Annotated in this window: 11 protein-coding genes; 7 read left to right on the top strand and 4 right to left on the bottom strand. The window is 33.7% G+C overall.

Annotated features, from left to right (window positions below; all coding sequences use genetic code 11):
* The first annotated feature begins 4 nt into the window (after positions 1-4).
* The 7 genes from AB3G39_RS11265 (at position 5) to AB3G39_RS11235 (ending at position 10603) form a co-directional block, all read left to right on the top strand.
* Positions 5-1459 carry a RagB/SusD family nutrient uptake outer membrane protein gene (locus AB3G39_RS11265; RefSeq protein ID WP_367769501.1) on the top strand — a complete coding sequence of 485 codons (1455 nt, stop codon included), beginning with the start codon at positions 5-7 and terminating at the stop codon, positions 1457-1459.
* Positions 1460-1477: 18 nt separating this feature from the next.
* A complete protein-coding gene (locus tag AB3G39_RS11260; protein ID WP_367769504.1) occupies positions 1478-2455 on the top strand; it encodes a LamG-like jellyroll fold domain-containing protein in 978 nt (325 codons plus the stop codon).
* A gap of 66 nt (positions 2456-2521) precedes the next feature.
* A complete protein-coding gene (locus AB3G39_RS11255; RefSeq protein ID WP_367769507.1) occupies positions 2522-3910 on the top strand; it encodes a glucoamylase family protein in 1389 nt (462 codons plus the stop codon).
* A 6-nt stretch (positions 3911-3916) separates the two neighbouring features.
* Positions 3917-4618: a prolyl oligopeptidase family serine peptidase gene (locus AB3G39_RS11250; RefSeq protein ID WP_367769510.1), complete on the top strand. Its 702-nt coding sequence runs from the start codon at positions 3917-3919 to the stop codon at positions 4616-4618.
* Positions 4619-4621: 3 nt separating this feature from the next.
* The gene (bglX, locus tag AB3G39_RS11245; protein WP_369769355.1) at positions 4622-6919 is read left to right on the top strand and encodes a beta-glucosidase BglX; all 2298 of its coding nucleotides are present in this window, start codon (positions 4622-4624) and stop codon (positions 6917-6919) included.
* A gap of 133 nt (positions 6920-7052) precedes the next feature.
* Positions 7053-9149: a glycoside hydrolase family 97 protein gene (locus AB3G39_RS11240; protein WP_369765177.1), complete on the top strand. Its 2097-nt coding sequence runs from the start codon at positions 7053-7055 to the stop codon at positions 9147-9149.
* A gap of 74 nt (positions 9150-9223) precedes the next feature.
* A complete protein-coding gene (locus AB3G39_RS11235; RefSeq protein WP_369765176.1) occupies positions 9224-10603 on the top strand; it encodes a M28 family peptidase in 1380 nt (459 codons plus the stop codon).
* Positions 10604-10667: 64 nt separating this feature from the next.
* Here the strand turns inward: AB3G39_RS11235 and AB3G39_RS11230 are convergent, their stop codons facing one another.
* The 4 genes from AB3G39_RS11230 to kdsA form a co-directional block, all read right to left on the bottom strand.
* Positions 10668-11756, bottom strand: a complete 1089-nt coding sequence (locus AB3G39_RS11230; protein WP_369765175.1) for an AI-2E family transporter — start codon at positions 11754-11756, stop codon at positions 10668-10670.
* 86 nt (positions 11757-11842) lie between these two features.
* Positions 11843-12943 carry a PAS domain S-box protein gene (locus AB3G39_RS11225; protein WP_369765174.1) on the bottom strand — a complete coding sequence of 367 codons (1101 nt, stop codon included), beginning with the start codon at positions 12941-12943 and terminating at the stop codon, positions 11843-11845.
* Positions 12944-13171: 228 nt separating this feature from the next.
* Positions 13172-14017, bottom strand: coding sequence for a hypothetical protein (locus AB3G39_RS11220; protein ID WP_369765173.1), 846 nt, complete (start codon positions 14015-14017; stop codon positions 13172-13174).
* Positions 14018-14034: 17 nt separating this feature from the next.
* Positions 14035-14853, bottom strand: coding sequence for a 3-deoxy-8-phosphooctulonate synthase (gene kdsA, locus AB3G39_RS11215; RefSeq protein ID WP_367752755.1), 819 nt, complete (start codon positions 14851-14853; stop codon positions 14035-14037).
* Positions 14854-14906 lie beyond the last annotated feature (53 nt).

Raw genomic sequence — 14906 nt, 5'->3', positions numbered from 1 at the left:
TAAAATGAAAAAGATATATATATCAGCATTTGTCCTTTCGGCATTAATTTTCTCTGGATGTACTAATGATTTTTTAGATACAAAGCAAACAGAAACCATATCAACTACAGATTTAGCCTTGTTTAATAATGATGCTGGAGCTCAAGGTTTTGTCACGGCTATTTACAGTAAATTCACAGATTGGAACATGAGTTCTTTCTCATGGATAGGGCTATCAAGTATCACATCTGATGATGCGGACAAAGGTTCTTCTCCAGGAGATACAGGATCAGATAAAGATTTAATGGATGCATTAACTTACAACTCATCAAGTGGTTCAGTTGAAGAAGTGTTTACAGCTAATTATCAAGGTATTAATAAATGCAACCAGGCTTTATCCTTTCTTCCTCAATTAGACCAAGCCGATGCTAATTTGAGAGCTCGATTAATGGGTGAAGCCAAGTTTTTAAGAGCATTTATGTACTTTACTTTAGTAAAAACATACGGAGGTGTTCCAATTGTGGATCATTTACCAAATCCTTCTTCAGAGGAAGATAGAGTAATGCAGTTAACTCGTCGTAGTACAACAGAAGTTTATGCTTTTATTGTGAGTGATTTAACGGATGCTATTGCTGTTTTGCCTGCAAAAGGGACCTATAGTGCTTCTGAAAAAGGAAGAGCTTCTATAGGGGCTGCTTATGCTTTGTTATCTAAAGTGTATTTGTACCAAAAAGAATGGCAAAAAGCTTTGGAAAATGCAAATTTAGTTGTGGGATATAGCTTGGCAACAGATTATGCTTCACAATATAAAATCACAGGAGAAAATGATTCGGAATCTATTTTTGAAATTCAAGGAACTGGTTCGACTCCAGCCAAAGGAATTCAAGGATATTCTGCTACCCAAGGCGCTCGTGGTGCTGGTGGATGGGGTTGGGGATTCAACACGCCTTCAATGAGTTTAGTGAATGCTTATGAAGTAGGTGATGTTAGAAAAAATGCAACAATCATTTTTGCAGGAACCACTTTGTATGATGGTAGAGTAGTGCCACTAACCGTTGAAAATCCAAGATACAATTACAAAGCGTATTCTTCGGCTTATACTGATGCTTGGGATTCTGATGTAAATATTAAATACTTAAGATATGCCGAAGTTTTATTAATAAAGGCAGAGGCTATGAATGAATTGGGGCAAACGGCGACTGCAATTCCAATTTTAAACCAAATTAGAAATAGAGCAGGTTTAGCTAATACTACTGCCGTTTCTCAAGCAGATGTTAGAACTGCTATTTGGAAAGAAAGAAGAGTTGAGTTGGCTTTTGAACATGATAGATTCTATGATCTTGTAAGAACAGGTCAAGCAGCAGCTGCATTTGCTATTGATGGGAAAACATTTACTGTAGGTAAAAATGAACTTTTCCCAATGCCTCAAAAATTTATTAGTGAAGCAAATGGTTTATCGACTCAAAATCCTGGGTACTAATTTTTTAAAATTGTAATTATGAAAAAAAATAAATTTATATATTTTCTTGCCTCAATTGTTGCAGCTCCATTTTTTGTAAGCTGTGCTGGAGATAGCTTAGATACAGTTAATAGCCCAATTGCCTATGAAGCAATTGGTGGCTATGATAACTCAGATGATATTGCTGCAAGTAACTTACTTGTCAAATTAAGTTTTGATGATAATTTAACTGATAGTAAAAACAATATTACTGGATTAGTTGGTAAAAACGTTGGGTACACTCAAGGAATAAAAGGGAATGCCTATAATGGTTCAAGCTCTGAAGAGCGTTATGCAATTGGAAATGCTACAACTGCAATTACATCTTTAAACAATTATACAATTTCATTTTGGATGAATACGGCTAATACTGTTGATCCTGGAACTCCAGGTCAAGGTAAAGGGGCACAAGGTATTTTTTCTATTGTAAGACCACTTGAATTTTGGGGTGGAATTAATGTTTTTATGGAAAATCCTGATGGCGCTTTCCCAAACAGAATCAGATTAAAATTAGGTGTTGAGAATGGAAGAGCTGGAGTTGCTTGGAGAGGGCAAGGCGCTATCATGAATTTAGACAATAGTTTGAACCAATGGGTCCATGTTGTATTTAGTTATAATGCTACAAATAGTACAATTTCGGCCTATGTAAACGGTGAATTAGCTACTAATTTATCTGGTTTTGCTTATGCGCCTTCGGCTGGTGTTGCAGGTGTTGCTACATGGTATGCTGATAATCCAGGAAGTTTGGACAATATGAATAATGCTCCTAAATACGGAAATTTTGAAATGGCAGGCACCAATGGTAAAGTTGTTTTTGGAACACACCAATTTGAAACTACGCCTGCACTTAATAATGGTTCACAACAAGATTGGGCTACTAGTTATGCAGGATTAATGGATGAATTCAGAATTTATAATGTTTCCCTTTCTAATAATGATGTGAAAGCATTGTACTTGTTAGAAAAAGACAATAGATAAAAAATCAGATAAACCTCTAGTTTTTTAAACTAGAGGTTTAATTATTAATCCTATTATTTTATTACGATGAAGATTTCATTATGTTTAGTAGCCCTGATTAGTCTTTTTAATTCTTGCTCGTCTTCTAGCCCAGATACAAAAGGTGGTACGGGAACTCCATTACCTACTACTCCTACAGCACCTATAACTGCTTTAACAGATACGGAAGTTTTAGACCAAGTTCAAAAAGATGCCATAAAGTATTTTTGGGATTATGCTGAACCCAACTCAAAATTAGGAAGAGAACGATATCATACAGACAATCCTAGTTTCGAAGCAAACAAAGTCACAACTGGAGGTTCTGGTTTTGGGTTAATGTCATTGATTGTTGGAATTGATAGAGGTTTTATTCCAAGAGTTGAAGCCGTAACTAGAATGACTACTGCAATGGATTTTCTTGATAAAGCGGATCGTTTTCATGGAGCTTGGGCACATTGGATGGATGGAGCAACTGGTCACGCAATTTCATTTGGTAATAAAGATGATGGTGGTGATATCGTTGAAACAGCTTTCCTGTGTCAAGGATTGATTGCTGTAAGAGAATATTTTAAAAACGGAAATACCCAAGAAATGGCATTATCGGCCAAAGCTGATAATTTATGGAAAGGGGTAGAATGGAGTTGGTATACTAATGGAGAAAACGCCATGTATTGGCATTGGTCTCCTACCTATCAATGGGAAATGAAATTCAAATTAGAAGGGTATAACGAATGTTTGATTGCTTATATTCTCGGAGCAGCTTCACCTACTCATCCAATTCCTGCCGCGGCATATCATGAAGGATGGGCAAGAAGCGGAACTATTGTAACTGGAAAAACACAATATGGAATTCCTTTAATCTTTAAATACAATACGGTTTCTGGAAATGCAGGTCCTTTGTTTTGGGCACAATATTCTTACTTAGGATTAGATCCTTCTCAATTATCGGATCAATATGCAAACTATTGGGATTTGACTCAAAATCAAGCTAAAATTATTTATACTCATTGTGTTACTAATCCAAAAGGATGGAAAGGGTATTCAGATAAATGCTGGGGGCTTACCGCTAGTTATTCTCGAAATGCTGATGGAACAACCGGCTATTCAGCTCATGACACCGATAATGATTTAGGAGTGATAACACCAACAGCAGCGCTTTCATCATTTCCTTATACTCCAACAGAATCCATGAAGTTTCTACATTATTTATATGATGAGAAAAAATCAGATTACGTAGGAATTGCAGGACCTTATGATGCATTTTCACCGAATTACAACTGGGTTACACCGCGTTATTTAGCGATTGATCAAGGAACGATTGCTCCCATGATTGAAAATTACCGTTCGGGTTTAATTTGGAAATTATTTATGAATGCTCCAGAAGTAAAACCCGGCTTAGAAAAATTAGGATTTCATTCGACTAAATATAATTTTTAAAGAATTATGAAATATAAAATTGTATTAATTGCCCTTTTATTTTCTTTTATAACGTATGCCCAAAAAGATATAAATGGAATACTAAAAACCGAAATCGTGCAAAAACACGAAATGGGTTACGCCTTACATATTCCAGTGAATACAAAAGAGAAAAAACCATTAATCATTTTTCTTCATGGTTCAGGTGAAAAAGGAACGGACATTGAAAAAGTAAAAATTCATGGGCCTTTTAAATATTTAAAAACACATGATTTAGACGCCTATGTTTTAGCTCCGCAATGTCCTGAAAATGAAGAATGGGACAATGAAGTATTGTATCGATTGATTTTAAAAATTGAAAAAGAAAACAATATTGATCCAAACCGAATATACCTTACGGGATTAAGTTTAGGTGGTTGGGGATCTTATAATCTCGCGTTTGCACATCCTAATCTATTTGCTGCTCTAGTTCCAATTTCGGGTTTTGTCGATTTAATTCAATTAGAACAGGCTTGCACGATTGCAACTATTCCCACTCATATTTTTCACGGTTTAATGGATGATGTTGTAAATCTAGATTATGCAATTGCAATTTATAAAGAACTAAAAAAATGCAATGGAAATGTAGAGCTAACCATTTTTGATGATTCAGGACATGATAGTTGGTCTCGAGTATATGACAACAAAGAAATTTATGATTGGATGTTCCAACAAATAAAAAAACAATAAGAAATGAATAACAAATTTATCATAGTGTTTTTGTGTTTTTCAGTCTTTGGCTTCAGCCAAAAAAAGGGAAATAAAAAAGCAGAAATTATTAAACCAAAAGCAGAGTTTGTTGCCGAATTAATGGCAAAGATGACTTTGGATGAAAAAATAGGGCAATTAAACTTACCCACTTCAGGCGATATTACTACTGGTGCGGCCAATAGTTCCAATGTTGCTAAAAATATTGAAGAAGGTAAAGTAGGCGGTTTATTTAATATAAAATCGGTTCAAAAAATCAAAGAAGTTCAAAAGATTGCTGTTGAAAAAAGCCGACTAAAAATTCCATTGCTTTTTGGAATGGACGTTATTCACGGGTACGAAACCACTTTTCCTATTCCACTTGGATTGTCTTGTACTTGGGACATGAAGTTGATTGAAAGAAGTGCTCAAATTGCAGCACAAGAAGCAAGTGCCGATGGGATTAACTGGACTTTTTCACCAATGGTTGATATTTCACGTGATCCACGTTGGGGAAGAGTTTCTGAAGGTTCTGGTGAAGACCCATTTTTAGGAAGTGCTATTGCAAAAGCAATGGTCCAGGGATACCAAGGAAATAATTTAGCAAACAACAATACTATTTTATCTTGTGTAAAACATTTTGCTTTATACGGAGCTCCTGAAGCGGGTCGTGATTACAATACGGTCGATATGAGCCGAATCAAAATGTACAATGATTATTTTCCTCCTTACAAAGCGGCGATTGATGCTGGTGTAGGTTCTGTAATGGCTTCTTTCAACGAGATTGATGGAATTCCAGCTACAGGGAATAAATGGTTGATGACGGATGTATTGAGAAAACAATGGGGCTTTAAAGGTTTTGTAGTTACTGATTTTACAGGAATTCCAGAAATGATTCAGCATGGTATGGGTGATTTACAAACCGTATCAGCACTAGCACTAAATGCTGGAATTGAAATGGATATGGTAGGAGAAGGTTTTTTAACTACTTTGAAAAAATCATTAGACGAAAAGAAAGTAAGTTTAGCACAAATTGACAACGCCGTTAAATTGATTCTTGATGCAAAATATGATTTAGGTTTGTTCCAAGATCCATATAAATATTGTGATGTAAATAGAGCAAAAACAGAAATTTTTACCAAAGATCACAGAGCCGAAGCTAGAAATACAGCGGCACAATCCTTGGTTTTACTTAAAAATCAAAATCAATTACTTCCATTAAAAAAGACTGGAACCATTGCTGTTATTGGCCCTTTGGCTGATGCCAAAGAAAATATGGCAGGAACTTGGAGTGTAGCTACCAATATGGAAAAATCTATTTCTCTTGTTGCAGGAATTAAGGAAGTAACAGGAAATGCGAATGTGCTTTATGCTAAAGGAAGTAATCTTGATTATGATGCAACATTTGAAGAAAATGCAACCATGTTTGGTAAAACCTTGCACCGTGACAATAGAACAAGTGCGGAGTTATTAGCAGAAGCTTTAAAAATAGCTAGTCAATCGGATGTGATTGTTGCGGCTCTAGGAGAATCTGCTGAAATGAGTGGAGAAAGCAGTAGCCGTACTAAACTGGAAATTCCGCAAGCTCAAAAAGACTTATTGCAAGAATTACTTAAAACTGGAAAACCAGTTGTTCTGGTATTGTTTACAGGACGTCCCTTGGTTTTAGTACAAGAAAACGAAACTGTTCCAGCTATTTTAAATACTTGGTTTGCGGGTAGCGAAGCTGGTTCAGCAATTGCCGATGTTTTATTTGGTGATGTAAATCCTTCAGGGAAATTATCAGCAACATTTCCTAGAAGTGTAGGACAAGTGCCTATTTATTACAATCAAAAAAATACAGGAAGACCTCTTGGTAATAAAGAAGGAAAGTTTGAAAAATTCAGATCAAATTATATTGATGAAAGAAACGAACCTTTATATCCTTTTGGTTTTGGATTGAGTTATACCACATTTAAATATTCAAATTTAAAAATCTCATCGGAGAAAATGAACGTCAATGATACGGTAAAAGTAAGTGTTGACGTTACTAATGACGGAAATTACGATGGAAAAGAAGTAGTTCAATTGTACATTAGAGATTTAGTGGGTTCAGTTACCAGACCCATAAAAGAGTTAAAAGGATTTCAAAAAATATTCCTTAAAAAAGGAGAAACACAAACAGTGACTTTTGAAATATCAGAAGAAACATTAAAATTTTATAATTCCGAATTGCAATTTGCTGCTGAGCCGGGTGCTTTTGAGGCTTTTGTAGGTACAAATTCTGATACGGATATGAAAGTTGTTTTTGAGTTGAATAAATAGTTTGGTTTTTATTTTACTTGGTTTACCCTTCAGTTTAAGTACTGGAGGGTTTTTTTATGTAAAATTGTATGCTACTATCTGTTACTTATAAGGTAAGAATTTGCTATTTTAGCAATTCTAAAAACGTTACTAAATGAAATACTATTTCTCTTTTTTCCTTCTGTTTGCGATGAGTTTACTTCACGCACAAAGTATTCAATCTCCTTCCAATAAAATAACTTTAAATTTTAAACTTGCTGGAAATGGACAACCTGCTTACTCCGTTAATTATAAAAATAAGACAGTTATTCTTGAAAGTATTCTTGGAATAAAATTAAAAGAAAAACCAGCTTTAGACGCTAATTTTGAAATTACAACATCTACAAAAGCAACATTCAATGAGACTTGGCAACCCGTTTTAGGAGAACAAGCCAATATCGTTAATCATTACAACGAACTTACAATAGCACTAACTCAAAAAGGAACCAATGTAAAAATGAATATCATTTTTCGAGTTTTTGATGAAGGAGTCGCTTTTAGATATGATTTTCCAAGACAAAAAGAATTGAATTATTTCATCATTTCTGATGAAGAAACACAGTTTAATTTAACTGACGACAATAAAGTTTTTTGGATTCCTGGCGATTTTGACAGTAATGAATACGAATATAATGAAACCAAATTATCTGAAATTGATAATACCAAAATTAATATGAACAATGGAATTGGTGTAAAATCTATTCCAGGGAAATATATGGTTCAAACGCCATTGATGATGAAATCTCCGGCAGGATTATATCTCAATATTTTTGAAGCAGCAGTAGTGAATTATCCTGTGATGCATTTAAATGTGGATGTAAACAATTATAAATTAACATCTCAATTAGTTCCTAATGCGATTGGAGATAAAGCCTATTTACAAACGCCATGTGTATCGCCTTGGAGAACGATTATGGTGAGTGACGATGCAAGAGATATTGTGAGTTCCAAAATGATTTTAAACTTAAATGAGCCTTCAAAAATTGAAGATACTTCATGGATCAAACCAATGAAATATGTTGGAATTTGGTGGGAAATGCATGTAGGTAAATCAACTTGGGATTATGCAGGTTCTCAAAATGCTACCAATTTTGCCGATGCTCCCAAAGCGTCAGGAAAACATGGAGCGACTACTGAAAATACAAAAAGATATATTGATTTTGCTGCTAAAAATGGTTTTGATGGTGTTCTGGTAGAAGGATGGAATGTAGGTTGGGAAGATTGGAATGGAAACTGGAAAGAGGAAGTTTTTGATTTCACTACGCCTTATCCTGATTTTGATATAGCTGCTATTTCGGCTTACGCCAAATCTAAAAACGTGAAAATGATTATGCATAATGAGACTTCAGGTTCAGTTGCTAATTTTGAACGTCATTTAGATCGTAATTTTGAGAACATGGTGAAATACGGTTATCCAGCGACCAAAACGGGTTATGTGGGTAAAATTATTCCTCGCGGAGAATTTCACGACGGACAAACCATGGTGAATCATTTTAATTATGTTGCACGACGTGCCGCCGATTATAAATTAATGGTCAATTCACATGAATCATCACATCCTACAGGTTATGGTAGAACCTATCCTAATTATGTGGCTGCCGAAGCCGCTCGTGGAACGGAGTTCAATGCGTGGAGTATCGGAAATCCTCCAATGCATGAAACAATTTTACCATTTACAAGACTTCTAGGAGGTCCAATGGATTATACTCCAGGAATTTTTGAAATAAAAATGAGTTATTATGACAAAAATAAAACGGAACAAGTGCATACAACATTAGCAAAACAATTGGCTTTGTATGTGACTATGTATTCTCCAATTCAAATGGCAGCCGATTTGCCAGAGAATTATGAAAAATATCCCGATGCATTTCAGTTCATCAAAGATGTCGCTGTAGATTGGGATGAAAGCAAATACCTTGAAGCAGAACCGGGTGATTATTTAACGGTAGTCAGAAAAGCAAAAGGGAAAGAATCATGGTTTCTAGGTGCAATTACTGATGAAAACGCTAGAAAATCAACAATTAAACTTGATTTCTTGACTCCAGGACAAAAATACAAAGCAACAATCTACGAAGACGCAAAAGATGCCGATTGGAAAAAAAATCCAATTGCTTACAAAATAAAAACAATGGAAGTTATGAGTAAATCTAATATCAATTTGAACTTGGCTCCAGGTGGAGGAACTGCTATTAGTTTTGAACCAATAAAATAAAAAAAAACCTGCAATATTTAAAGTAATCAGGATTTTAAAATTCGGAACCTATTTTGAAATTAACTTAACTATTTATGAAAAAAACAACTTTATTAGCGCTATTATTAATTGGAAGTTCGGCTCTATATGCTCAAAAAACGGATGAACAAGTTCTAAAAGAAATTTACAAATCAGCATTAACAAATTCTAAATGTTATTCTTGGTTGGATCATTTGTCTAACTCAATTGGTTCCCGTTTATCAGGATCTGCAAATGCAGAGAAAGCAGTTTTGTATACTAAAGGGGAAATGGAAAAAATGGGTTTTGACAAAGTCTATTTGCAAGAAGTAATGGTTCCTAAATGGGTAAGAGGCGAAAAAGAAACCGCTTATATTTTAGATAATAAAACAAAAACTACGGTGCCTATTTGTGCTTTGGGTGGTTCTATAGCTACTGCTTCAAATGGACTAACTGCAGAAGTGATTGAAGTACATTCTTTGGAAGAATTAAAAACATTGGGAACAGAAAAAATAAAGGGCAAAATTGTATTTTTCAACAGACCCATGGATAATGAACAAATAGAATCGTTTCATGCGTATTCTGGTGCTGTAGATCAAAGGTACGCGGGTGCTAAAGAGGCTTCAAATTTTGGTGCTGTTGGGACCATCGTACGCTCCATGAATTTGAGATTAGATGATTTTCCACATACAGGAGCTCAGAGTTATGGTGATATTCCAAAAGCGCAATACATTCCAACCGCTGCAATAAGTACAAATGGAGCTGAATTATTAAGTAAAACACTGAAGAATAACCCAAAACTACAATTTCACTTTAAACAATCTTGTAAGCAGTATGATGATGTTTTGTCGTATAATGTAGTAGGAGAAATTACTGGTATGGAGCATCCAGAAAACATTATGGTTGTTGGAGGTCATTTAGATTCTTGGGATTTAGCTGACGGTTCTCATGATGATGGAGCAGGAGTAGTGCAAAGTATGGAAGTGATGAATATTTTTAAAAATCTAGGATATAAACCAAAAAACACGATGCGTGTTGTTCTTTTCATGAATGAAGAAAATGGTTTACGAGGAGGAAATAAATATGAAGAATTAGCTCAAAAAAACAAAGAAAACCACATATTTGCTTTAGAAAGTGATTCAGGTGGGTTTAGTCCAAGAGGTTTTTCATTAGAATGTGATGCCGTAAATTTTAAAAAAATCGCCAGTTTCACTACTTTATTCGAACCATACTTAATTCATAGTTTTGTAGAAGGACATAGTGGATCTGACATTGGTCCATTAACTTCTAAAAAAATAGTAAAAGCAGGTTTAAAACCAGACTCACAACGTTATTTTGATTACCATCATGCAGCAAATGATAAATTTGATGCAGTTGATAAAAGAGAATTAGAACTGGGAGCAGCAACAATGGCTTCTTTGATTTATTTAGTAGATCAAAATGGAATTGTAGAATAGTTTTAAGTTATAATACTAAATGCCACAAGTTGATTCTTGTGGTTTTTTTATGTTTTAAAATAAATTAAGGTTTTTCTTTTTTGTGAATGCCATCACCTAATAAAAGAGAGAGAGTTTTTAGGCTCTCAGTACGTTCAGCAATTAGTTTTATGATACTGATGAACGGAATAAACAAAATCATTCCCGCAGCGCCCCATAAAATGCCACCAGCTGTAATCATTAAAATGATAACAAGTGTATTTATTTTTAAACGGCTGCCTACGGCAAAAGGGAATATTACATAGGCTTCCAAAATTTGAACTATCGAAAAAACAAGAATAACACCTAATGGATACCAAATAGAGTTAAAGGTAATCCATGAAATCGCTATTGGTAATAGTGACGAAATCATTATGCCGATATAGGGGATAAAAGTAAGAATAGAGGCTATGAAACCAAACACGAAAGGGTGAGGGATTCCAATAATTGCAAGCCCAATACTGTTTAAAAGCCCAACGATTAGATACACTAAAGCCATTCCTTTTATAAAATTATAGTAAGCACTGATGGTTTCAACTAGGACTTCATGAACGGTTTCTTTTTTGTCAGATGGAAAAATTTGGTATAATACTTCAGCTAACATGCTACGATGATATAGAATAAGGGCTGAAAAAACGGGTATTATTAAAATAAAAAAAGCATACCCTGATAAGGAATATAAAATAGTTTTGAATGCTGAAAAAGTTTCTGATCCAGAATTATTTATTGCGTTTTTAAAAAAAATAGTCTGTTCTTCTGTAGTGATGCCGAAATGTTCAGAGGTGTAAACACTAACTTGAGCTAATGCTTCTAGTAACTTTATTTTAAACGGCTCCCATTCGGTTAAAAATTCATTTATTTGTAAAAAAAGCAGGTATAAAATGCCACTGCTTATAAAGAGCACCATAAAGATTGCGATTAGGATAGCAATCGTTTGACTCATTCCCTTATGTTCCATCCATTTACAAACGGGATAAAGAATGAAACTAATCAATAATGAAAAACTAAGGGGAATGAATAGTGTTTTACCAAAATAAAGAATAACACAAACGAGTACAACGGATTGTAATATCTTGGTTGTAGAAAATTTCCAACTGGTAGATCCTGTATTTGGTATTTTAGAAATTGGTATCATAAAAACACTTGAATTTTAAAGTTAGAGTTTCTTTTTTTACACAATTCCGTTTTTATAATTACTAAGAATAGTACAATATACTGCTATTAATCAGGAAAAGTTATAATAAATTTGGCTCCTTCATCTATTTTACTTTCTAAAGCGATATGACCACCTAGACTTGTTATATGGTTGTAAACTAAATATAATCCAATACCATTACTGTCAAGATTTGTGTGAAATTTTTGGTGCAAGCCAAAAATCTTATCTTTTACTTTATCCATGTCAAAACCTATTCCATTATCTGTAATAATCAATTGTTTTACTCCATTATCTAAATTAGAAGAGATAGTAATAACTGGTGATTTATCTCTTTTACCATATTTTATAGAGTTGGTAATTAAGTTTAAAAAAATGCTTTTTAAATAGGCCTTATTAAAATTAACTGTTTCAAAATTTGAAAAATCAATATTTATTAATGTCAATGAATTTTGAATTAATGAATTAATGGAAAGCAGTACTTCTTGTAAAGAGTCGTTTAAATTTATTTTTTCAATTTTGGCAATGAGATCATTTTTTTTGTCCAAAATTTTAACATAATCATTTAGGGTATTTTTTAACCCATCGGATGTTGTTTTTAGTATTGAAATTAATTCAAGTGTTTCGGAATTTGTTATTTGTGAAGTATCCAAAAGTTCAAAAACGGAAAGTAAATTATTTACAGGTGATCTTAAATCATGTGCAGAGGTATAAGTAAGCTGTTTGTAATCTTCATTGATTTTTGTTAGTTCTGCAATATGGATGTTTCGTTCATGTTCAATTTCTTTTTTGTAAGTTATGTTTTTTGCTATTGCATAAACTAATTGATCATGGTCTATAGGTAAAGACGTCCATAACAACCAAACGATTGTCCCATTTTTAGTTAAATACCTGTTTTCGAAATTGAATAATGGAATTTTCTTTTTTAGCTCATTTCGAGCCGATTCAGTACTGTTTTTGTCATCAGTGTATACAAAATCATTGATAGGTCTTGACAGTAATTCTTCTTCAGTATATCCTAGTAATTTAGAAACGGCAGGGTTTATCCTCTTAAAAAAACCATCATAACCAGCGACACATAATAAATCAGGAGACGTATCGAAAAAAATCTCAAAATTTTTGAATGTTTCTGGGTCATGATTTACCGCTTTTCCTTCAGCTCGTATCATTTTGTTTAATTTTTTATTTTACAGAATTTTTTATAAATTAAAACTAAAACCATCTTTTAATATTACTAAAGTAACAATTATAAATTAAATAGCACCCAATTTATGAGCCAAAACTATTATAAAATAAGGGTTTTTGCTTATTTTAGAGTATAAATACCTATAGATTTAAAATAAAAAAGGAGATTGTTAGAATTAACAATCTCCTTTTTTTAAGCTAAACAACTTTAATTATATTTTAAAAATCCCTCCAAAAGCAATTAGTCTTTGAAAAAAGAAAAAGTCTTGTGAAGCACGATCTTCGGCACTTTGTGTTGTACGAATATCTTGCATATTTATATAACCACCTTTTAATTCTCCCTGAACATAAAAATGTTTGAAAAAAGTGACATTTAAACCTGCTTTCAATGAAGTTCCATATCCTGAAACATGAAAATCATCGTGGCGTTCTTTACCTAATAGTGTTGTATTCGTTTTGGGATATAATAAACCTACACCAACACCTTCAGTTAAATTTACTTGGATTTTATCAGTATTCCCTATTTTAAATAATGATGAAATATCATCATGTCTTGAAAATTCAGTGTTCACATAATTCAAACCATCTGTATGTTCATACATCAAGAATTTTTCAGTCATTACTGTTGGAGTATTGTTGTACGTCCCATCAAACTCTGATCCAGTTGCGATTGTTCCAGTCACATTTACGGTTTGATCTTGTGTCATAACATACTTCATATGGTCCACACCAAGAGCAATGCTATAATGGTCATTAATGAAATACCCCATTCTGAAATTCGTTTGAGGAATAGTCATTCTTGTAGGATTAATATAGTCCACATGCCATCCTTTTGGTTTGTCATGTGCAGTCATGTTATCCAAAGTAAAATTGTAATCTTTACCTCTAAAATTCACATCCGATTTGGTGTAGCTCTCTCTATTTCCTCCCCATGACACAAAGAATTTTCCTTTGTTGTGAGCAGTATATTTATCTTGTATTTTAATTTCTTCTTGAGCGTTTGCTATATTACAAAGGCATAAAGCTAAGAATGCTGTATATAAAAATATCTTTTTCAATGCGTGTATTATAAAAATTAAAATTTATTAACCGTTTGTCTAATAGCGACTAACTTGGTCATTAAAGCTTCAAAATAATCTAAATGTAACATGTTAGCACCATCACTTTTTGCATTTGCTGGATCAAAATGAGTTTCAATAAAAATACCATCTACACCTACAGCAATTCCTGCTTTGGCAATCGTTTCAATCATGTCTGGTCTTCCACCAGTTACACCAGCAGTTTGATTGGGTTGTTGTAAAGAATGTGTTACATCTAGTACTGTCGAAGCATAATGTTGCATAGTAGGAATTCCTCTAAAATCAACAATCATGTCTTGGTAGCCAAACATAGTTCCACGATCTGTAACCATTACGTTCTCATTATTGCAATCCAATACTTTTTGTACTGCATGTTTCATGCTTTCTGGACTCATGAATTGTCCTTTTTTCAAGTTGACTACTTTACCAGTATTGGCAGCAGCCACAACTAAATCCGTTTGACGTACTAAAAAAGCTGGGATTTGTAAAATATCTACATACTGAGCTGCCATTGCCGCATCCTCATTTGTATGAATATCAGTCACAGTTGGAACTCCAAAAGTCTCCGAAACTTTTCTTAATATTTTCAATGCTTTTTCATCACCAATTCCTGAAAAACTATCAATTCTAGAGCGATTCGCTTTCTTAAAAGATCCTTTAAAAACATAAGGAATTTGTAATTTATCAGTGATACCAATCAGTTTTTCAGCAATTCTCATAGCCATTTCTTCGCCTTCAATGGCACAAGGACCAGCTAATAAAAAGAAGTTTCCGCTATCAGTATGCTTAATTTGTGGGATATGTTGTATGTTCATTTGAGTATGATTTTTTAAAGTGCAAAGGTAGTTATGATTTACGATTTAGTCTT

The sequence above is a fragment of the Flavobacterium sp. WC2416 genome, assembly GCF_041200095.1.
Taxonomy (GTDB): domain Bacteria; phylum Bacteroidota; class Bacteroidia; order Flavobacteriales; family Flavobacteriaceae; genus Flavobacterium.
This window is presented reverse-complemented; position numbering and strand designations above follow the sequence as displayed.